This window comes from Pontibacter sp. LHS1 (assembly GCF_058932855.1).
On the sequence record NZ_JBZYWF010000017.1, the window covers coordinates 1 to 18,426 of the forward strand.

Below are 18,426 nucleotides of genomic sequence, written 5' to 3' on the forward strand. Positions count from 1 at the left end.
GGTTGTAGGTCTAGCGTATGATCAGTCGCTGCTTAGCAAAGCTTCTACTTCCTTTTTAAGTATCTGGTAATTCTCTGCATCCGCCTGCTCCTTTGTTATTGTAATCTTTTCTCCTTCATCGTTGGTAAAGCTTCTTGCCACAACAGCACCTCTTGTCAGGCTCACAATTTTTTGCTGAGGGTTTATGAAGTAGTTCGTAGGGAAACCAGTGATATGTCTGAAACCTGCAATCGAAAGCACATTAGGCTGATCAGGCTTCTGCTCTGCCGGCACCAATAAAAAACCCTTATTGTACTTGCCAGCTAACTTCGTTAGCGTTTCTCCTTCGGCATCATGAAAAAGCACAACCAAGGCCAACCTGTCCTTATATTCTTCCGCAATTTTGTTTAATGCAGGAATCTCAGCAATACATGGGCCACACCATGATGCGGAAGCAATCATCATGATAGGCTTCTTCAAATTGCTTATAGTCAATTGTTTTTTATCTAAGGTAGTAAATGTGTGTTCGCCCAGATAAGAACCCATGATCGCATACCCCACTGAGTCCTGGTAACTACGAACTAATGCTGTGTTGTTTGTCTCCCAGGCTTGGTTAATAAGTGCTCTATAAGTCATTATTTGCTCCTCTGTATCGGCAAACATCCTCCTGTCTGCGGACTTAACTTGGCCATACCCTGACAGGGATAGCAACAGCATAGTAGCTATACCTAGTATTGTTTTCATTTATTTATCGATTGGGTATTTAGAGGGAAGATCTTCTTTTCCAGAACACCCAATAGGCCAGCAGGCCAAACACAGGCACTATCCAGAGCACGACCATCCAAAGCAGGCGCTCGGTCAGGTTATAATCTGTTTTAAAGATCAGGTGCAGCAGCGAGAGAAGCACCAACAGGTAATAGGCTACCACTAGCAAGAGAATGGAGCCAAAGAAAGGGTCGTTTCCGATAAAACAGAACAGCATGGAGTTGGATTGAGAATGAAAAGAGTTTTAAAATTTTCCGTTTAAAAGCATTGAATAATCATTCGCTTCAGTGAGTAAAGTAATTTCGGGTTCTATCGTATCGTCTTCAAAGCGATTGTGTCCAGTTGTCTCGTAATGCAGCAGTTTTCCAGCTGCAAAGAAATAACGGCCATTGAAAATTTTCTCGGTTTTCCCCAAGTCAAATGTCTCACTTTCTGCGTCGTACAAAAAGCTGTTAAACTGCTCATGTACTAAAATCAGATCGCCTTTTTCGAAATAATAATCTTTTGTTTCTATACCGTTTGAAAGTCCTACCCATAAACTCACTTTCCTGATGGAGCCAGCTTCATAGAAGCCCTTCAACTCGCCTCCTCCATCTGGCTGACTCTCCAGAAAAGCTTCTGCATTCAGCGTAACATCTTGTAAATAATCGGCCGCGTTGATAGTTGAGACTTTATTTAATATCTCATCAATTCGATGCTCTTTTTCAGATTGGATGCAAGCTGTAGCAAGTACTGAAAGCGATAAAAGTAGTGCAATAAGAATCGAGTGTTTCATCAGCTGCCTACCCAAACAGAATCTGGCTGACAAACCACGCCAGATAGGCCAGTGCCGGGGCGCAGAGCAGCAGGACCATACCCAGATTTACACGCACCCACTGTGGGTTGAGCATCATACTCAGATAGGCCTCCGCTGAAAGCAGAATAGAAAAGTAAAAGGTAATTTGAAGCAGCGTACTGGTCAGGTTTACCTCACCCCGTATACCTGCCGTGGCATAAGCCAGAAAGGATATCACCAACCAAGCCAGCACGGTACCGAGCAGCAACTGACCAGCCTTAATTTTGACGTTGTTCATAGGTAGAGCGGGTATAGGTATAACTGATGTGTACAAGGTAATAAAAAAAACAGCCACTCCCCCAATGGAAGCGGCTGTTTCTATACCTTGATATAGTTGCAATCTTACTTGATCACACCCAACTCGCGGCCAACCTCTGTGAAAGCGGCAATGCACTTGTCGATGTGTACGCGGTCGTGCACGGCGGAGAGCTGCACACGGATACGGGCCTGGCCTTTTGGTACCACCGGATAGTAGAAACCAATCACATAAATGCCTTTGTCGAGCATACGTGCAGCAAACTCCTGCGCAAGCGGTGCATCATACAGCATTACCGGAACGATCGGGTGGTCGCCTGGTTTGATGTCGAAACCGGCGGCTGTGATCTGCTCACGGAAGTAGCGGGTGTTCCACTCCAGTTTGTCGCGCAGCTCGGTGGTAGAGCTCAGCATGTCGAGCACGGCGATGGAGGCGCCTACGATAGACGGTGCCAGTGAGTTGGAGAACAGGTATGGACGGGAACGCTGACGCAGCATGTCAATGATCTCTTTCTTGCCGGACGTGAAACCGCCCATGGCACCTCCCAGCGCTTTGCCAAGCGTACCGGTAATGATGTCCACTTTGTCCATCACGTTGTGGTACTCGTGCGTACCGCGACCCGTTTTGCCCATAAAGCCAGTGGAGTGCGAGTCATCGACCATCAGCACAGCCTGGTATTTGTCAGCCAGCTCCACGATCTTGTCGAGTTGCGCCACAGTACCGTCCATGGAGAAGGCGCCGTCCGTGACGATGATGCGGTGCTTGGTGCCGGCATTTACGGCTTCCTGCAGCTTGGCCTCCAGGTCTTCCATGTTGTTGTGCTCGTAGCGGAAGCGCTGCGCCTTGCAAAGACGGATGCCGTCGATGATGGAGGCGTGGTTCAGGGCATCGGAGATAATAGCAGACTCTGCATCGAACAAAGGCTCGAACACACCGCCATTGGCGTCGAAAGCTGCTGCGTATAGGATCGTGTCTTCTGTGCCCAGGAACTCAGACAGCTTTTGCTCCAGCTCTTTGTGGATGTCCTGCGTGCCGCAGATAAAGCGCACGGAGCTCATACCGTAACCATGCGTGTCGATGGCGTGCTTGGCGGCTTCGATCACTTTCGGGTGAGCCGACAGGCCCAGGTAGTTGTTCGCGCAGAAGTTCAGCACGTGCTGCATCTGCGTGGTATCGATATCAGCTCCCTGCGGAGTGGTGATGATACGCTCCTGCTTATACAAACCAGCTTCCTTAATCTCGGCAAGCTGTTTTTCCAAATCTGGTTTTAACGTTTCGTACATGGGTTATCTTCGTTAGGCTGTTACTTGTTTTATTTTGTTCGGGCAGGTATAGCCCCTGCTTATTCTTCTGTTTTAGGCGGCGGACGGCGGATAATTGGCCTCGGTCGCGGAGGTTTTGATTTTTCGGCTTGTCCCTCAGGTATAGGCGTCCCTTCAGTTGTAGCTGCCTCAGGTTTATCCATTGCTGGTGAGCCTCCCTCCTGCTGTTCATCTGCTTTCGGCTCTGCCCCCGGTGTAGTTGCCGGTGGAGTTGGTCGCTTGATAATCGGGCGCGGACGGGGCGGTTTGGCTGACGCCGCAACATTTGGCTCAGCTCTCAGTGTGTTTTCAGCTGACTTGCCCTCTGGTTGTTCAGCTCCTTTATCAGGTATAGCAGGCGTTCCTGCTACAGATGCGTGTGCTGGTGATTCTTCTTCCGGGGATACGTTTCCAGTAGCGTCAGGTATAGCAACATCAGCCGCTGTAGGTCCTGCCTCTTCTGGCTTCGCTTCCGAAGTTGCTGGTTTGGTCAAAGCAGCCGGACGCTTGATAACAGGTCGTGGCCTTGGCGGTTTTGGAGCACCTTCAGCAGCTGGCTGCGGCAGGTTATCTGTACCTGCTGGTGCTATTTCTGCTGCTGCAGGTTTAGCTTCTGTACCCGAAGCCGGTTGTTCTTCCGAAGGTTTCTGCAGGGCCGTTGGCCTTTTAATGACCGGCCTTGGGCGCGGTGGCTTGGGCGCTTCTGCAGCTGCTTCGCTTGCAGGTGCTACACCTTCGGCTGGCTTTTCCGGAGCAGGTTGCGCTTCTCCTTGTGGAGGCTTTTGCAACGCGGCAGGTCGTTTAATCACAGGTCTCGGACGGGCGGCAGGCTTTGACGTTTCAGCTGCTGCTTCCGGAGCAGCTTGGTCAGGTATAGCTTTAGTATCCTGCTCCTTGTCAGCTGGCTGATTTTCTGGCTTCGACAGGACGGCCGGACGCTTGATGACCGGTCTGGCTCGTGGTACTGCTGGTTTGGCGGCCTCTTCTGCCGGTTTATCTGCAGTTGTGGCTTCTTCTCCTTCCACTGGTGGCTTCAAGGCAGCAGGTCGGCGCACCACAGGTCTTGGCTTAGGCACTGCAGCAGGTATAACTGGCTTTTCCTCAATTGTTTCCTGTGGAACATCCGGTGTGGCAGGTATAGCTGCGGGGCTTTCGGCTTCAGGCTTTGGAGCGGGAGCGGCGGCACGTCGGGCAGCTGGTCGTGGAGCAGCTGTGATGGCTGGCTTCGGCACGTCCTCTTCGCGCAGGTGGTAGCGCAGCCGCACGTTGTTGAGCAACATTTTCACGGCCACATAAAAGCTGTTGGGGTGCATTTGCGCATACATGCTTTCCCAGGCCTGGTACCGGGCCGGGTCTTCTGCCGCAAAGGCTTCCTTGTTTATCCGCTTTTTTATGAGGTACTCTTCAAACGTCATAGTGCGCTGACCGTGTGCTATACCTGTAAAGGTACGGAAACAGGCCTGAATCGTGTTTTATATTCGCTCAATTGGCCGGCCACGACACCTGCAGCGGCCTTTTGCTCAACAAATATAAGAAAAACGCACTCCTGAAACAGGGTGGCATTATTTCTATTTTATCATTGCATTACTTAATCATTAAATCTGCTTTCTGCTATTTCAGTAGCCGATTAGCCGCTATACCTTTGGTTCGTGGTGAAAATATTAGGTTAAGATTAATTTAGTGAGCATGAAGCGCTTGCCTTTGGCAGGCGTTTTCTATTTATGAACGTTTGGGAATCTTAGCTTTATCCTTTCAGGATTGCATTGAAATCGGTTACTTTGTGCAAATAATTTAAAGACTATGGCAAACACAAGTGACACGGTATTGGTGATTGGCGCCTGCGGACAACTTGGCTCTGAACTCACCCTGGAGCTACGCAACATGTATGGCGGGTCTAATGTAGTGGCAGCCGATATTGCGGCTCCTAAGCAGGCTGACCTACGCGACTCAGGCCCATTTGAGAAGGTGGATGTACTGGACACATACATACTGGCCGAACTGGCCTCCAAATATAAATTCAAGCAGATCTATCACCTGGCAGCAGTGCTGTCGGCTACGGGTGAGCGTAACCCGAAGTTCGCCTGGAAGCTGAACATGGAAGGTCTGTTCAATGTGCTGGACCTGTCGCTGGAGCACAAGGTGCAGAAGGTATACTGGCCAAGCTCTATTGCCGTTTTCGGCCCGAACACCCCGCGCCAGAACACGCCGCAGCATACCATCATGGACCCCAACACTGTATATGGCGTGAGCAAGCAGGCAGGCGAGCGCTGGTGCGAGTACTACTTCCAGAAGTATGGCCTCGATGTGCGCAGCCTCCGCTACCCTGGCCTGATCGGCTACAAGGCTCTGCCGGGTGGTGGCACCACCGACTACGCCGTGGACATTTACCACAAAGCCTTGGAAGGCGAAACATACGAGTGCTTTCTGAGCGAAGACACTTACCTGCCGATGATGTACATGCCAGATGCCCTCAAGGCAACCCTGGACCTGATGCACGCGCCGGCTGAGCAAGTGAAAATCCGCGACTCTTACAACCTGAGCGCCATGAGCTTCTCTCCAAAAGAGATTACCGAGTCTATCCGCAAGTTTATACCTGAATTCGATATTACGTACAAACCAGACTACCGCCAGCAGATCGCTGACTCGTGGCCACAGAGCATCGACGACAGCACCGCCCAAAAGGATTGGGGCTGGAAACCTGCCTATGACCTCGACGCCATGACCGAAGACATGCTCCTGAACCTGAAGAAGATGAAGGAAGAGCAGACACTGGCTTAGCTAAAAGTTTATGATAAGAGGCTGAAGCTGTGATAAAGTTCTACTGAAGCCTTATACCTATAATATGTAACCGGAAACGGGTGGTGTGAAAGCATCACCCGTTTTTATTTAGCACTCAACTAATTAAAAACCATCATATTACACAAAACATCCTTTGTTTAAAGCATATTTTTTCATGCCTATGCACCAAATATCATAACATGGCACAGTATTTGGTTTTTCCTATATATACTTAACCAAATTATCTATATGAAACTAAAACTACTAGCCTTTTCCTGCTGCCTGGCCGCAGCTTTCACAGCTCAGGCGCAGACCGCAGAGGTGGCACAACCTGAAAACAAAACTTTTAAACCAAGTGCTGGCGACATTACCACGGAAGTGAGTGTCAATTTGGAATATGGCACATTCCTGAACAGTGGCCAGCTGCGTGTCCGTAAGTTTACTGCCGAACGTAAGGCCATGCGTCTAGGCACCAGTCTAGACTATACTTATAGCAAAATGGACGCTGATGTCTATAGCTCTACTTTCGGAATTAGCTTGGCACCAGGTATAGAAAGGCACTTTGGTGGTACTAACAGGCTTTCACCTTATATCGGAGTTGAGTTGCCGATTGGTTTCAGAACATCGAAGTATGAAACGGATCACTTCACTGTAAAGGGATCGACAGCTTATAATAGTTCAGCGGATCGAGCCAATTTTAACATAGGCTTGAACGGCCTGGCAGGTGTCGATTATTATTTTGCGCCACGTTTTTACATGGGGTTCGAAGTTGGTGCAGGCGTGCGCTATAATAAATACAATGATATTGAAACTACCTTCAAAAGAGATTTACCTAACTCTTCGCAGGAACTGGAAGGCTACCACTCCATCAGCTTTTCTCCTTTTGCCAATGGAGGCCTCCGGGTAGGTTTTGTATTTTAATAAAGATTAAAGATTAGCTACACTTATACAATCAGCCGCCTGCATCTTGCAGGCGGCTGTTTTCTTATTCAGCAATTAACCTATATTTTGCACAAAACGTCTATAAGTTACAGAGGCACTGTCGCTGGACCACCACCGGCTTGCCGATCCCAAAACACTGAAACATGACTGTAACTGACATAAACGACGACAAACTCCGCAAGCTGATATTTGAAAAAGAACGTGTAATCGTAAAATTCACTGACCCGGCGTGCCCTGTATGCAAACAGCTTTCCCCTTTTTTTCGCAAATTCTCCACTGAACCACAATACAGCAGCATTACGTTTGCACGCATGAGTGCCAGCGAGAATCCAGTATCCAGTCAGGAGGTCAAGCTGACGGGTACGCCGTTTTTTGCTTCTTACCTGAAAGGAACAATTCAGGAGTGCGGCATTGTTGACACCGAAGAAGGCATTCGCGCTATGCTGTCCCGGCTTTTACAACCTGCTAGTCAGGAAACAAAATAATAACACACACCGGGTCGAGCACGGACAATGCACAAATGCCGTTAACTTGCGCCATAATCTAGAAGGCTATACCAGCGTGTTCCGACTCACTACCCTACAGCTCGTTTTCATATTATTCGTACTGAGCAGCCTGCTCGCTTTTCAGGCATGTTCCAGTACAGCTCGCCTGAACACTACTGCCCCAGCGGCTACCGTGTCAAATGCGCCTGTTTATAAGCCGAAGCTTTCATCCATCAGCATACCTGTTTCCATCCCGCTGGCTGCTATCGAAGACAAGCTAAACCAGGAACTACAGGGAGCCTTGTACAAAGACGATAACCTGGACGATGACAACCTGATGGTGACCGTGCTCAAAAAGGGCCGTATGACCATCCGGGCTGATAAGGATAAACTCTACTTCAGTGTGCCGCTGCAGGTATACGCCAAGGGGCGATGGCAGTGGGAGCCCTGCAAGGCCTGCCCTTCGTTCAGTAAGACCGAGGCTACCTCTTTCGATATGGTGGTGCGCACCGAGAGCCGCTTTGGCCTCACCGATGACTACAAAGTAAACACCATCACGAGCGGTAATTTTGAGTGGGGCGACACAAGGCCTTACATCACCTTGGGCCCGCTTAAAATCGGGTTGGCCCGCTTCATAGAGCCCGCCATGAAGCAGCAAATGAACACGATCGCCCGCCAGCTGGACAAAGAAATACAAAGCCGCCTGAACCTGCGCCAATACGTAGCCGATACCTGGGTGCAGCTGCAACAGCCGGTAAAGCTGGACGACAACCTCAATGCCTGGCTCACCGTGAATCCGCAGGAGGTGCGCATGGCACCACTTTATGCTCACAACGGCAGCCTGCACACCCGCCTCGGCATCAGCTCTTATATACAGGTAAGCACGGATGGCAAGCCTCAGACGCAGGTAAACAAAACCCTGCCCCGCCTGATCATCGACAGCCGCCTGAGTGATGACATCCAGATCGGGCTGACCGCTACCGTGCCCTATACCCATGCCAGCAGCCTGATGCAGCAGCAAGTGGCTAATCAAACCTATACCTTCGACGAGGGCAAAAGCCAACTCACCGTAAAAGATGCCGCCATCACCCCAAGTGGCGAGCAGCTGGTACTGATGCTGGACGTGGACGGCAAAACCAAGACTGGTCTCTTTACCAAGAAGCTGGTAGGCAAGCTATACCTGCGCGGCACACCTTACTACGATGCGCAAACCGCCTCTATCAGATTGCGTGACGTGGACTATGACCTCGACACCAGGGACATGCTGTTGAACACGGCCAACTGGCTCGCCAAGAACAAATTCAAGGAGATGATCCAGAGTCAGGTGAACATACCGGTACAAAGCCAACTGACTGATGTGCGCAACATGCTGCAGCAGACACTGAACCAGTCAAGCCGCCTGCATGAATCTGTACTGCTGCGGGGAGCTGTCAATGAGCTGGCCCTTGAGAACATTTACCTGAGTCCGAAAGGTATACAGGCTGTTGTAAACGCACGGGGTAACCTGACGGCCACCATCGATAAGCTCTAGCATTTCCAACCTAACATTTCCCGCTGTCGTATCAAAAATCTATTCTGATACAGACAAGCAACATGGTAAAATCTATAACGAGTAGCGTATTCCCTCTTTTAAAAAACACCTTCAGCGGGTTCATGGACAATAGTTCCCTGCTGTTGGCTGCTGCGCTGGCCTTCAATGCTATCTTTTCCATCCCGCCCCTGCTCATCATCATTATTCAGGCGGCGGGTTTCTTTTTGGGGGAGCAGGCTGTTTCGGGGGAGTTGTCGGAGCAGATTTCTACGGCAATAGGTCCTAATGCTGCAGGAGAGGTAGAAACTATTATTCAAAATGCGGCAGTAAGTGAAGGCGGCGGCATTGCTTTCTGGATAGGTATAGGCACGCTTATCTTTGCCTCTACCACCTTCTTCGCCACCCTGCAGGAGTCACTGAACCGGGTATGGAACGTAAAACCAAAACCAACAAACGGCATCGTGAAAATGCTGAAGGTACGATTGTTCTCATTTGGCATTGTATTGAGCATTGCGCTCCTCATGCTGGTGTCACTGCTACTCAGTGCCGTTATGGCGATTATGAGCGATTACCTCCGGCAGATATTTGATGAATACCTGCAATTTATATCTCCTGACGTATTGTACTACCTTATCAGAGCATTGGATTTCATCCTCTCTGTTGCGATCATTACAGCTTTATTCTCGCTTATCTTTAAATATCTGCCAGATGCTTTTATTAAGTGGAAAGATGTGTGGTTTGGTGGCCTGATCACGGCTTTGCTGTTCACCATCGGCAAATTCCTGATCAGCTGGTTTATCAGCACCAGCGATCCGGGCTCGGCATATGGGGCAGCCGGCTCTATCATCGTGATTCTGGTATGGATCTATTACTCGTCGCTTATCGTGCTGTTCGGAGCGGAGTTCACCCAGCAGTATGCCTCTGAGTTCGGACAGGAAATTCGCCCGAAAGAGCATGCCGTACTCTTCAGAGAGCAGGAGATCACTGACAATCCACATGACATCTCGAGTGGCAGACCAAGACCTGAGGGCAGGTTCAATAAAGCCAGCTGACATAAACTCAAGAATAGCAAAAGGCCCCTGCTACAAGTATAGCAGGGGCCTTTTGTTTGATGTATCGCTCAGGCTTTAAGCAGCAGGCTGTTTCTCTTTAACGGCAAGCTGTCCGCAGGCGGCGTCAATGTCCTTACCACGGCTGCGGCGCACGTTCACCTGCACGCCACGGTCGGCGAGGTAGTAAATGAAGCTCTGCCAGCGCTCTTCGTCTGTATTTTTGTAGTCAGCGTTCTCAATCGGGTTATACTCGATCAGGTTGATCTTGCAAGGTATAACTTTGGAGAAACGGTACAGCTCTTCGGCATCCTGCAGGGTGTCGTTGAAGTTCTGGAACACAATGTATTCGTAGGTCACTTTGCGGCCCGTCACCTGGTGGAAATGCTTCAGGGCATCTGTCAGCGCCTCGAGCGAGTTTGATTCGTTGATCGGCATGATCTGGTTACGCTTCTCGTCGTTGGCGGCGTGCAGCGACAGAGCCAGGTTGGCTTTTACGCCATCATCGGCCATCTTCTTGATCATCTTGGCTATACCTGCCGTACTCACCGTAATGCGGCGTGCGGCCATACCCAGGCCATCATGCGCCGTGATGCGCTCGATGCTCTTCATCACGTTGGCATAGTTCAGCATCGGCTCGCCCATACCCATGTACACGATGTTAGTCAGTGGCTGGCCATACTGCTGCAGGCTCTGCTCGTTGATGCGCACTACCTGATCATATATCTCGGCGGCATCGAGGTTGCGCACGCGGTCCATGTAGCCGGTGGCGCAGAACTTGCAGGTAAGCGAACAGCCTACCTGGCTGCTCACACAAGCGGTTTTGCGCTCTTCGTGCGGTATAAGCACACCCTCCACAATGTTGTTGTCGTGCAGTTTGAAAGCAGACTTGATGGTGCCGTCGTTGCTGAGTTGCTTGGTAGCTACCTGCACCGCGTTAATGGCAAAGTGCTGGTCCAGCTTTTCGCGCAGGGCCAGGCTCACGTTGTTCATCTCCTCAAACGACTGCGCCGAGTGCTTCCAGATCCACTCATAGACCTGCTTGGCACGGAACGCTTTCTCGCCCTGCTCCACAAGCCATGCCTTTAAGTCGTCGAGCGACAACTTACGGATGTCTTTTTTATTTAAAACGGGTATATCTGCAATCAAATTCATACCACAAAATTACAAAAATACTTAGGCTTTAGTTTCAATCCGGGCTTTTACTTCATCGGGCAGTGCCATTAATTTTCGTTCCTGGTAGTTAAAGCACAGCATACCTGTCTTGGCGCGGGCCACTTCCTTGCTATTCTGGTTGAGCACGTGGTAGGTAATGTCGAAGCCATACTTGTGCACATCGTCAAAAGCCAGCTTTAGCGTCAGCACATCTCCATAGAAGCCTTCGCCCTTGTACTCGATGGCCACGTCGGCCATGATCAGGCTGGCACCGCCCATATCGAGCTCGGTATAGCCGAAGTGCTTGAGCAGTTGCAGCCTTGCCTCGTGCAGGATGGAGAGTAGCGCATCGTTGCCGAGGTGGGCTCCGTAGTTGAGGTCGGTGATACGCACAGGTATAGTTGTTTCGAAAGAGATGTGTTCAGGTATAGCTACTTTGATGCGGGGCATGTTTGATGGTTATTTGTTAGTTGTTGACTTTATTTTTCGCGATGTTCGACAACGCCTGAGCAGGTATAGCGCTGTTTTCAGGTATAGCACTTGGCGGCTCTTTTCTTCGTCTCCGGGCAATTATTTATTCTTCCTTCAGCCTTACTTATTAATAATCACGCATTCCTCATTATTTCTTGCGGACAGGCCAAAGCATTGCTTACATTTGTAAAGTAAATAAATAATCATGCATCTCGAAATCAGGCAGACCAAAGACGGCTCCAACACCTTGTACGTGCCCGAACTGAACGAGCACTACCACTCGGTGCATGGCGCTTTGCAGGAGTCGCAGCATGTCTTCATTAAGCACGGCCTGGAGCATGTGCTCAATCTCCGCAAAGACATCAAAATACTGGAGGTAGGTTTTGGCACCGGCCTCAACGCCATCCTCACTTACCCCTTCGCGCTGGCTCAGAAGGCCTTCATCCAATACGATACGCTGGAGAAGTTTCCGCTGGAGATGAAGGTGGTAGAGCAACTGCAGTTTGACAGAGTCATTCTGAATCCTGAGCTGCACGATGCATTTCTGGAACTTCACAAAGCTCCCTGGAACGAGCCAGTCGACGTAATCCCTTACTTTACGCTACAGAAGATCCACGAAACGCTGGAAGAATTCGTGCCGCCGCGTGCTTATTACGATCTGATCTATTTCGACGCCTTCGCTCCCGAGAAGCAGCCTGAACTGTGGTCTGACAAGATGTTTGATAAGTTATACCAGGCTACCCGCCCCGGCGGTGTGTTGGTTACCTACTGTGCAAAAGGCTCCTTTAAGCGAAGCCTGAAAGCAGCCGGCTACGAAGTGGAGGCACTCCCAGGCCCTCCGGGTAAACGCGAAATGACACGCGGCATCAGACCGGTGGAGTAAAACCTTTTCAATTAATTTTTGTTGAGGTATAGCATAGACTTAAAACGGAGCCATGAGCAAAACTCAGAACAACAGTGAATTTTATAACCTATCGGCCACTTCTTTGCAGGGCAAGGAGGTAAACATGGAGGACTTCAAGGGGAAGGTGGTGTTGGTCGTGAACACTGCCAGCCACTGCGGTTTCACGCCCCAGTACGAAGGCCTGGAGAACCTGTATAAAAAGTACAAGGACGATGGACTGGTCATATTAGGCTTTCCTTGTAACCAGTTCGGCAACCAGGAACCGGGCGGTAAAGAAGAGATAGAGCAGGGCTGCCTGATCAATTATGGCGTCAGTTTCCCGATGATGGAGAAAGTGGACGTGAACGGCAGTAATGCCCACCCTGTGTTCCAATACCTCAAGTCAGAGCTGGGCGGCCTGCTGGGCAGTCGTGTGAAATGGAACTTCACCAAATTCCTGATCGATGCCAATGGCAAGCCGGTGAAGCGCTACGCCCCCATCACAAAACCCGAGAAGATAACACCAGACATAGAGCGTCTGCTGCAAAAAGCTGAAGTGACACCTGACACAATTGAGCAGGCTAACAAATAGTATATCAACAGGTTACGCACTTTACCATGTATACCTGTTTAGTAAGATAACTAGGTATAATAGGCCTGCCGTATACCTTTGTTTTGTCCCAAGCTATTTCTATTTAACCCCTTACAGCAAAGTTTAATCTTAACAAAGTATAAAACAGACACTTACATTGTACTTCTGCTAATTTTTTTTTCAGGCTCTGCCACAAAAATTGTTTTATTTCTGGAATTAAGTCTTATTTTGCATTGTCTTAGAGCAATGAAAGCAAATCAACAGGAAGCAAAATGAAGAAATTATTACAGAAAGTGGTGAAGCCTTTTCAGGCGAAGTACGAAGTAGTTTGTACGACTTACCAGGTTATACCTGGCCTGCCAGTGAACAAGAACGAATCCAGACACCAGTTTGAACGCGGTGCGGTAGTAGAAGCCCGTGATTTTTACACAAAAGTGGTGAGCTCAGACATGACCCGCACCATGGCACCTGTTGAAGTGCAGCTGCGAAAAATTTACCTCGGCGGCAAGACAATTGAGCAGGCTGAATTCGGCCCTGTAGCTCAGCTTCGCCAGGTGGTAAATGGCAAAAAGAAATAAGGCTCAAGGGCCTCAAACAAAAAGTCCCGCTGCAGTGATGCAGCGGGACTTTTTGTTTGAGGCTTATGCAACGTCCTGATCTAAGTTGATTCCAACCAAGCTCAGGTAGCGCTGCAAACTAACTATGCAACGCTGATGCCTCCGGCCACACCCCCTCGGGCGTTATGGCAAAGTCAAGCGGTACATCATATACATTTGGGTCGGCTATGCGCTCCACAGGCGGCTCCAGCGACAGGCCGATCTTCACAACATCTGGCCGGCAGTCAGCCAAAAAACGGTCATAAAAGCCTTTGCCATACCCTACCCGGTGGCCTTGCTTATCGAAAGCCAGCAAAGGAATCAGCACCAGATCTACTTCGTGGGCGTGGATGATCTCGGCATCCTGAGGTTCAGGTATACCCCAGGCATTTTCTACAAGCACCGACTCTTCCGTCAAATGATGATGGGTGAGCACGTTTTGGACCGCGTCCGTGACGGGCACTACTACCCGCACCTCAGGGTATTCCAGTCGAAGCCGCTCAATAATGGCCCAGGTGTTCACCTCATTGTTTTTGATGATCGGCAGAAACACATGCACTGTTTGCCCCGCCCGGAGGGTAAAGTGCTGAAAAAACAGGTCGGCTATGCGCTGGCTCCGAACAGCCACCTCGTCGATGGACAGCGCCCGGCGACGCTGCAGCATGGTTTTTCGCAGCTCAGCTTTGTGCATTATTCTTCCTCCAGTATCGTGAACCTGAACTCCAGCGGATCAAAAGCCTCTACCAGTGCAGGTATAAAGTTCGGGTGGTTGGTCTGGTACGAGAGCAGGTTGTCCTGCCGCTCCTGCAGGCTGCCATTCGGGAAGAGCTTCTCCTTCAGATTTTCCAGCTGCTTAAAGGTTTGCTCGTGCTTGTTGTCGCGGGCTTTGGAGAGCTTCTTCTCGAGCATCTGCAGCGAGTTATAAGCCTTCTGCTGTTCGGCCGCCACGGCTCTTACCAAGGTCGGGTCTATACCGTCAGCCAGCGCCTCTACCTGCTTGAATGCCTCGGCCACGGCCTCCCGCTGCGCCTCCAGATCAATTTCGGCCTCGTGCAGTTGCGACGATAGCTTCTTTTTGAGTTCCTGATAATCCTGAAACAGGTCAAGCGGCTGCAGCCCCAGCTTGTGCATGCGGTTAGCATTGGGCTTGCTGATATACAGCGCCGAGTTGCGCAGCATGATCATCGGAAATGTTACCTGATGCGCCTCAAACACCTTACAAAGCTGGAACCAGTACGCTACCTCGGCCCCACCGCCAATATAGGCCAGGTTAGGCAACACCATCTCTTCGAAGAGCGGCCGCAGAATCACATTCGGGCTAAAGTGCTCTGGATGCTGCCGGGCCTCCTGCAGCATTTCTTCTCGTGAAAGGCTAATTTCGGTATTAAGTACTTTATACCTGTCGCCTTCCTGCACAATGCGCTCGCGCATGTTTTCCTGCAAGTAAAACAGGTTGATTTCACGTGAAAATACCTGCGGCTTATACCCCAGCTGCTCCAGCTGTGCGTTCGTCTTCTCTACCAATTTATTTGACAACTGCTCGGTCAGCTCCTTCTCCACCACAGGTATAAGTGCCTTCTTCAGCTCCCTGTGGTCGCCGTCGATGCTCACCAAGCCATACTCACCAAACAGTGCATGGGTGATGGCACGGGTCGCATCAGCCAGGGTTTTGCTGTTGCGGTAGGCCTCTTCAAATATGGGGAAAGCTTCTGGCAGCTCTTCCAGCACCTTGTCCAGTCCTGCCGTTGAGAAACGGCCTACAGCACCCGTCTGCTCCGACTCCCAGGTATAGCGCTTACCAAACAGGTTGAAATGGTTGATCTCGGCAAAGTCATGGTCTTCGGTGGCCATCCAGTACACGGGCACGAAATGGTGATCCGGGTAAGCCGCCTGCAACTGCCGGCAGGTATTGATGGCCGTTACGATCTTATAAACAAAGTAGAGCGGCCCCGTGAAGATGTTGAGCTGGTGGCCAGTGGTGACGGTGTAGGTATTGGGCTGCTGCAACAGCTCCAGGTTTTGATGCACAGCGGGGTGAACATCTGCTACGGAGCCATATTGCTCCTGCAAAGCCTGATACAAGGTATGGCGCTGGGCTTCTGTGAACTGCTTCTCCTTGATTTGCTCTCCAAAGGCCTCCAGCGTCGGGAAGCGGTGATAGAACGTCTTTAGCTTTTCGCTTTGTGACAGGTAATCGGCTATCGTTTGGGAGAAAGCGCCAGTAGCGGCATAGTCTACCTTGGTGATTTTCATATCAGTTACTTCCATCTGCTCTATTTTGTGGCTTTACGCTGTGTGCCTATACCTGGAGGGATAGGCAGGGACCTGCGCCAGTGTTGCGCCACAAAGTACGCGTTTTTTAGTTTTTATATATAGCTGATACGATAGAAAACAGGTATAGGCGGACGGAATCTGAATTTAGATACCCACTGCCCTCGCTCCGAAAGCTTTTATTACGAGGGCTTTAGTAGATAAACTAAAGGTATAAAGCCCGTATACCTAGCTAAAAATCGTATGATATGGGACTATTAAATGGATTGATGGGGCATGCATCGGCAGTGCCTGTCGAAAAACTCACGAAGGAATTTCAGCCGATCCTGCTCGACGACGAGCAAATTGAAAAGGCTTTCCGCCTGATCCGCGACATGCTGGTGTTCACAAACAAGCGGCTGATCGTGGTGAACAAGCAGGGTATAACGGGCTCTAAAATTGAATACCAGAGCGTGCCTTATGCCAGCATCAAGATGTTCTCGAAAGAGAGCGCCGGCATGCTCGACTTCGACGCCGAGCTCAAGATCTGGCTGACAGGTGAAGCATCGCCCACCATCAAGCAGGAGTTCCGCAAAGGCGACAACGTGAATGAGGCCTACAAGGTGCTAAGCAGGTATGTGCTGAAATAAGCTAGAGTGAGTTGAGCCAGCCCTCAGCGTTTTCTGCTGTTTCAAAGCCTTTGGCAATGCCCTTGCGCACCATATTAATGGCTCTGTCGGTGGAAAGCCGACTGAAGTAGTCCTGTGAGTAAACGGCGGCATGGTATTGCAGCCCTGCTTCCTCCGCCCGCTGATGCCAGTCGTATGCCAGCCAATCCGTTAGATCTACCCACAGCCCCTGCACATCGTAATGGTTGTCGAGTAGTTTGTGGCAGCGCTCTTTCTGCAGGAAAAACAGGATCTGCTCATACCCTTGCTTAATCACCTCGCTGGTGAAGGCACCATGCCAGGTAGCTGTAATGTAATCTTCTACAGCATTGTATTCGAGTGTGAGGGAGTCGGTGGTGAGTAGCTTAATGTGCCGCATATAGGGTGAGATAGGCTTTGACAGGGGAAAGCCTGTGCTTGTACTATACGTTGGTTCGAAACACCATATTACGTAATTCCAGATTATAATCAAAAAAGGAAACCCCTTGTTTGCCGTAGCACCCAAGGAATTTCCTTTGATATTGGTCTAAACCTGAGTTATGAACTTAACTCTGATCTCTCAAATAATTTAAAGCACTACCTCCCCGTATAGGTCGAAATCCGAAGCATCGGTGATCTTCACGTTAGCGAAATCACCAAGGCGCACATACTGGCTTTCAGCTGGCACAAGCACTTCGTTGTCTACCTCCGGCGAGTCGTACTGGGTACGTCCCACGAAGTAGCCACTCTCTTTGCGATCGAACAGCACCTTGTAGGTCTTGCCTATTTTCTCTTCGTTCAATTCAACAGAGATTCCCTGCTGCAACTCCATGATGGCGTCTGCACGCTCCTGCTTCACCTCGTCCGGCACGTTGTCTTCCAAGGTATGGGAGTGGGTGTTTTCTTCATGCGAATAAGTAAAGATACCCAGACGCTCAAAGCGGGTTTCCTCCACCCAGTCGTACAGCTCCTGGAAATCCTGATCAGTCTCGCCCGGGTGGCCGGCAATTAGGGTAGTACGCAGGGCAATGTCCGGCACACGCTGACGGATCTGGTCCACCAGCTCAATCGTGCGGCGCTTGCTGATGCCACGGCGCATGGACTTGAGCATGTTGTCGGAAATATGCTGCAACGGCATATCAAGGTACTTGCAGATGTTGTCGCGCTCGTTCATCACGTCGAACACCTCCATAGGGAACTGCGACGGGTAAGCGTACTGCATACGGATCCAGTCTATACCCTCTACATCCGACAGGTTACGGAGCAGGTCAGCCAGCTTACGCTCGCCGTAGTGCTGCAAGCCGTAGTAAGTCAGGTCCTGCGCAATCAGCACCAATTCTTTCGTACCCATGCTAGCCAATCGCTTCGCCTCTTTTACAAGGTCTTCGATCGGGCGATCCACGTGTTTGCCACGCATCAGAGGTATAGCACAGAAAGAGCAAGGGCGGTTGCATCCTTCGGCAATTTTAAAGTAAGCAAAGTGCGAAGGCGTAGTAATGAGTCGCTCACCAATCAGCTCATGCTTGTAGTCCGCCTCCAGCTTTTTGAGTAGCTGCGGCATTTCCAGCGTACCAAAGTAGGCGTCGACCTGCGGAATCTCCTGCTCCAGCGAGTCTTTGTAGCGCTGCGACAAACAGCCGGTTACGTATAGCTTATCGATCTGACCCGCTTCTTTGGCCTCGGCGTAGCGCAAAATGGTATCGATGGACTCCTGCTTGGCGTTATCGATAAAGCCGCAGGTGTTCACGATGATGATATTTGAATCGTCTTTTTCAGACTCATGCGCCACGTCAAATTCGTTGGCACGCAGTTGCCCCATCAGCACTTCCGAATCCACCAGGTTTTTAGAGCAACCCAGCGTGATCACGTTTACCTTGTCTTTCTTTAAACTTCTTACTTTCACTTATCTAT

The 18,426-nt window shown here is 50.2% G+C and carries 21 protein-coding genes; 9 read left to right on the forward strand and 12 right to left on the reverse strand.

Going from position 1 to position 18,426, the window contains the following annotated elements; translation table 11 throughout:
* Window positions 1–21: 21 nt before the first annotated feature.
* From AC5FXQ_RS20300 to AC5FXQ_RS20325, 6 genes are all read right to left on the reverse strand, one after another.
* Window positions 22–723: a TlpA family protein disulfide reductase gene (locus tag AC5FXQ_RS20300; protein WP_493604244.1), complete on the reverse strand. Its 702-nt coding sequence runs from the start codon at window positions 721–723 to the stop codon at window positions 22–24.
* Window positions 724–742: 19 nt separating this feature from the next.
* Entirely contained in the window at window positions 743–961 is a 219-nt protein-coding gene (locus AC5FXQ_RS20305; protein WP_493604245.1) for a PLDc N-terminal domain-containing protein, read from the reverse strand.
* A gap of 27 nt (window positions 962–988) precedes the next feature.
* Window positions 989–1,519 carry a hypothetical protein gene (locus AC5FXQ_RS20310; RefSeq protein ID WP_493604246.1) on the reverse strand — a complete coding sequence of 177 codons (531 nt, stop codon included), beginning with the start codon at window positions 1,517–1,519 and terminating at the stop codon, window positions 989–991.
* 7 nt (window positions 1,520–1,526) lie between these two features.
* Window positions 1,527–1,817, reverse strand: coding sequence for a hypothetical protein (locus AC5FXQ_RS20315; protein ID WP_493604247.1), 291 nt, complete (start codon window positions 1,815–1,817; stop codon window positions 1,527–1,529).
* 104 nt (window positions 1,818–1,921) lie between these two features.
* Complete coding sequence (kbl, locus tag AC5FXQ_RS20320; RefSeq protein WP_493604248.1) at window positions 1,922–3,118, reverse strand: glycine C-acetyltransferase; 1,197 nt, start codon at window positions 3,116–3,118, stop codon at window positions 1,922–1,924.
* Window positions 3,119–3,177: 59 nt separating this feature from the next.
* Complete coding sequence (locus tag AC5FXQ_RS20325) at window positions 3,178–4,551, reverse strand: hypothetical protein (protein ID WP_493604249.1); 1,374 nt, start codon at window positions 4,549–4,551, stop codon at window positions 3,178–3,180.
* Between the two features lie 385 nt (window positions 4,552–4,936).
* Between AC5FXQ_RS20325 and AC5FXQ_RS20330 the strand changes: the two genes are divergently transcribed.
* The 5 genes from AC5FXQ_RS20330 (at window position 4,937) to AC5FXQ_RS20350 (ending at window position 9,924) form a co-directional block, all read left to right on the forward strand.
* Window positions 4,937–5,914 (forward strand): NAD-dependent epimerase/dehydratase family protein, encoded by a 978-nt coding sequence (locus AC5FXQ_RS20330; protein ID WP_493604250.1) that lies wholly within the window; start codon window positions 4,937–4,939, stop codon window positions 5,912–5,914.
* A gap of 249 nt (window positions 5,915–6,163) precedes the next feature.
* On the forward strand, window positions 6,164–6,835 hold the full coding sequence (locus AC5FXQ_RS20335) for a BT1926 family outer membrane beta-barrel protein (protein WP_493604251.1): 672 nt from the start codon (window positions 6,164–6,166) through the stop codon (window positions 6,833–6,835).
* A gap of 164 nt (window positions 6,836–6,999) precedes the next feature.
* Entirely contained in the window at window positions 7,000–7,341 is a 342-nt protein-coding gene (locus tag AC5FXQ_RS20340) for a thioredoxin domain-containing protein (protein WP_493604252.1), read from the forward strand.
* A 46-nt stretch (window positions 7,342–7,387) separates the two neighbouring features.
* The gene (locus AC5FXQ_RS20345) at window positions 7,388–8,872 is read left to right on the forward strand and encodes a DUF4403 family protein (protein ID WP_493604253.1); all 1,485 of its coding nucleotides are present in this window, start codon (window positions 7,388–7,390) and stop codon (window positions 8,870–8,872) included.
* Window positions 8,873–8,934: 62 nt separating this feature from the next.
* On the forward strand, window positions 8,935–9,924 hold the full coding sequence (locus tag AC5FXQ_RS20350; protein ID WP_493604254.1) for a YihY/virulence factor BrkB family protein: 990 nt from the start codon (window positions 8,935–8,937) through the stop codon (window positions 9,922–9,924).
* Between the two features lie 75 nt (window positions 9,925–9,999).
* Here the strand turns inward: AC5FXQ_RS20350 and rlmN are convergent, their stop codons facing one another.
* Both rlmN and AC5FXQ_RS20360 read right to left on the reverse strand, forming a co-directional pair.
* The gene (gene rlmN / locus AC5FXQ_RS20355) at window positions 10,000–11,076 is read right to left on the reverse strand and encodes a dual-specificity RNA methyltransferase RlmN (RefSeq protein ID WP_493604255.1); all 1,077 of its coding nucleotides are present in this window, start codon (window positions 11,074–11,076) and stop codon (window positions 10,000–10,002) included.
* Window positions 11,077–11,097: 21 nt separating this feature from the next.
* On the reverse strand, window positions 11,098–11,526 hold the full coding sequence (locus AC5FXQ_RS20360; RefSeq protein WP_493604256.1) for an acyl-CoA thioesterase: 429 nt from the start codon (window positions 11,524–11,526) through the stop codon (window positions 11,098–11,100).
* Between the two features lie 226 nt (window positions 11,527–11,752).
* Between AC5FXQ_RS20360 and mnmC2 the strand changes: the two genes are divergently transcribed.
* From mnmC2 to AC5FXQ_RS20375, 3 genes are all read left to right on the forward strand, one after another.
* Window positions 11,753–12,430, forward strand: a complete 678-nt coding sequence (gene mnmC2 / locus AC5FXQ_RS20365) for a tRNA (5-methylaminomethyl-2-thiouridine)(34)-methyltransferase MnmC2 (RefSeq protein ID WP_493604257.1) — start codon at window positions 11,753–11,755, stop codon at window positions 12,428–12,430.
* Window positions 12,431–12,482: 52 nt separating this feature from the next.
* On the forward strand, window positions 12,483–13,022 hold the full coding sequence (locus AC5FXQ_RS20370; RefSeq protein WP_493604258.1) for a glutathione peroxidase: 540 nt from the start codon (window positions 12,483–12,485) through the stop codon (window positions 13,020–13,022).
* 272 nt (window positions 13,023–13,294) lie between these two features.
* On the forward strand, window positions 13,295–13,600 hold the full coding sequence (locus AC5FXQ_RS20375) for a hypothetical protein (RefSeq protein WP_007652269.1): 306 nt from the start codon (window positions 13,295–13,297) through the stop codon (window positions 13,598–13,600).
* Window positions 13,601–13,718: 118 nt separating this feature from the next.
* Here AC5FXQ_RS20375 and AC5FXQ_RS20380 read toward each other — a convergent pair whose 3' ends face one another.
* Window positions 13,719–14,309, reverse strand: a complete 591-nt coding sequence (locus AC5FXQ_RS20380; protein WP_493604259.1) for a 5-formyltetrahydrofolate cyclo-ligase — start codon at window positions 14,307–14,309, stop codon at window positions 13,719–13,721.
* The gene (bshC, locus tag AC5FXQ_RS20385) at window positions 14,309–15,886 is read right to left on the reverse strand and encodes a bacillithiol biosynthesis cysteine-adding enzyme BshC (RefSeq protein WP_493604260.1); all 1,578 of its coding nucleotides are present in this window, start codon (window positions 15,884–15,886) and stop codon (window positions 14,309–14,311) included. Before bshC ends, AC5FXQ_RS20380 begins: the two co-directional genes overlap by 1 nt.
* 251 nt (window positions 15,887–16,137) lie before the next feature.
* Here bshC and AC5FXQ_RS20390 point away from each other — a divergent pair, with 251 nt between their 5' ends.
* Window positions 16,138–16,518 carry a PH domain-containing protein gene (locus AC5FXQ_RS20390; RefSeq protein WP_040573377.1) on the forward strand — a complete coding sequence of 127 codons (381 nt, stop codon included), beginning with the start codon at window positions 16,138–16,140 and terminating at the stop codon, window positions 16,516–16,518.
* Window position 16,519: 1 nt separating this feature from the next.
* On the opposite strand, the gene AC5FXQ_RS20395 is transcribed toward AC5FXQ_RS20390, so the two are convergent.
* Complete coding sequence (locus AC5FXQ_RS20395; RefSeq protein ID WP_493604261.1) at window positions 16,520–16,915, reverse strand: hypothetical protein; 396 nt, start codon at window positions 16,913–16,915, stop codon at window positions 16,520–16,522.
* Between the two features lie 189 nt (window positions 16,916–17,104).
* The gene (gene rimO, locus AC5FXQ_RS20400) at window positions 17,105–18,418 is read right to left on the reverse strand and encodes a 30S ribosomal protein S12 methylthiotransferase RimO (RefSeq protein ID WP_493604262.1); all 1,314 of its coding nucleotides are present in this window, start codon (window positions 18,416–18,418) and stop codon (window positions 17,105–17,107) included.
* Window positions 18,419–18,426: the final 8 nt, after the last annotated feature.

Bases quoted from the DNA above. Each gene is read 5' to 3' on its own strand.
- rlmN (WP_493604255.1), bottom strand. From the start codon at position 11,076: ATGAATTTGATTGCAGATATACCCGTTTTAAATAAAAAAGACATCCGT.
- AC5FXQ_RS20350 (WP_493604254.1), top strand. From the start codon at position 8,935: ATGGTAAAATCTATAACGAGTAGCGTATTCCCTCTTTTAAAAAACACC.
- AC5FXQ_RS20340 (WP_493604252.1), top strand. From the start codon at position 7,000: ATGACTGTAACTGACATAAACGACGACAAACTCCGCAAGCTGATATTT.
- AC5FXQ_RS20390 (WP_040573377.1), top strand. From the start codon at position 16,138: ATGGGACTATTAAATGGATTGATGGGGCATGCATCGGCAGTGCCTGTC.
- AC5FXQ_RS20375 (WP_007652269.1), top strand. From the start codon at position 13,295: ATGAAGAAATTATTACAGAAAGTGGTGAAGCCTTTTCAGGCGAAGTAC.
- AC5FXQ_RS20380 (WP_493604259.1), bottom strand. From the start codon at position 14,309: ATGCACAAAGCTGAGCTGCGAAAAACCATGCTGCAGCGTCGCCGGGCG.
- AC5FXQ_RS20395 (WP_493604261.1), bottom strand. From the start codon at position 16,915: ATGCGGCACATTAAGCTACTCACCACCGACTCCCTCACACTCGAATAC.
- AC5FXQ_RS20370 (WP_493604258.1), top strand. From the start codon at position 12,483: ATGAGCAAAACTCAGAACAACAGTGAATTTTATAACCTATCGGCCACT.
- AC5FXQ_RS20305 (WP_493604245.1), bottom strand. From the start codon at position 961: ATGCTGTTCTGTTTTATCGGAAACGACCCTTTCTTTGGCTCCATTCTC.
- kbl (WP_493604248.1), bottom strand. From the start codon at position 3,118: ATGTACGAAACGTTAAAACCAGATTTGGAAAAACAGCTTGCCGAGATT.
- AC5FXQ_RS20325 (WP_493604249.1), bottom strand. From the start codon at position 4,551: ATGACGTTTGAAGAGTACCTCATAAAAAAGCGGATAAACAAGGAAGCC.
- AC5FXQ_RS20335 (WP_493604251.1), top strand. From the start codon at position 6,164: ATGAAACTAAAACTACTAGCCTTTTCCTGCTGCCTGGCCGCAGCTTTC.
- AC5FXQ_RS20360 (WP_493604256.1), bottom strand. From the start codon at position 11,526: ATGCCCCGCATCAAAGTAGCTATACCTGAACACATCTCTTTCGAAACA.
- mnmC2 (WP_493604257.1), top strand. From the start codon at position 11,753: ATGCATCTCGAAATCAGGCAGACCAAAGACGGCTCCAACACCTTGTAC.
- AC5FXQ_RS20300 (WP_493604244.1), bottom strand. From the start codon at position 723: ATGAAAACAATACTAGGTATAGCTACTATGCTGTTGCTATCCCTGTCA.
- bshC (WP_493604260.1), bottom strand. From the start codon at position 15,886: ATGGAAGTAACTGATATGAAAATCACCAAGGTAGACTATGCCGCTACT.
- AC5FXQ_RS20315 (WP_493604247.1), bottom strand. From the start codon at position 1,817: ATGAACAACGTCAAAATTAAGGCTGGTCAGTTGCTGCTCGGTACCGTG.
- AC5FXQ_RS20330 (WP_493604250.1), top strand. From the start codon at position 4,937: ATGGCAAACACAAGTGACACGGTATTGGTGATTGGCGCCTGCGGACAA.
- AC5FXQ_RS20310 (WP_493604246.1), bottom strand. From the start codon at position 1,519: ATGAAACACTCGATTCTTATTGCACTACTTTTATCGCTTTCAGTACTT.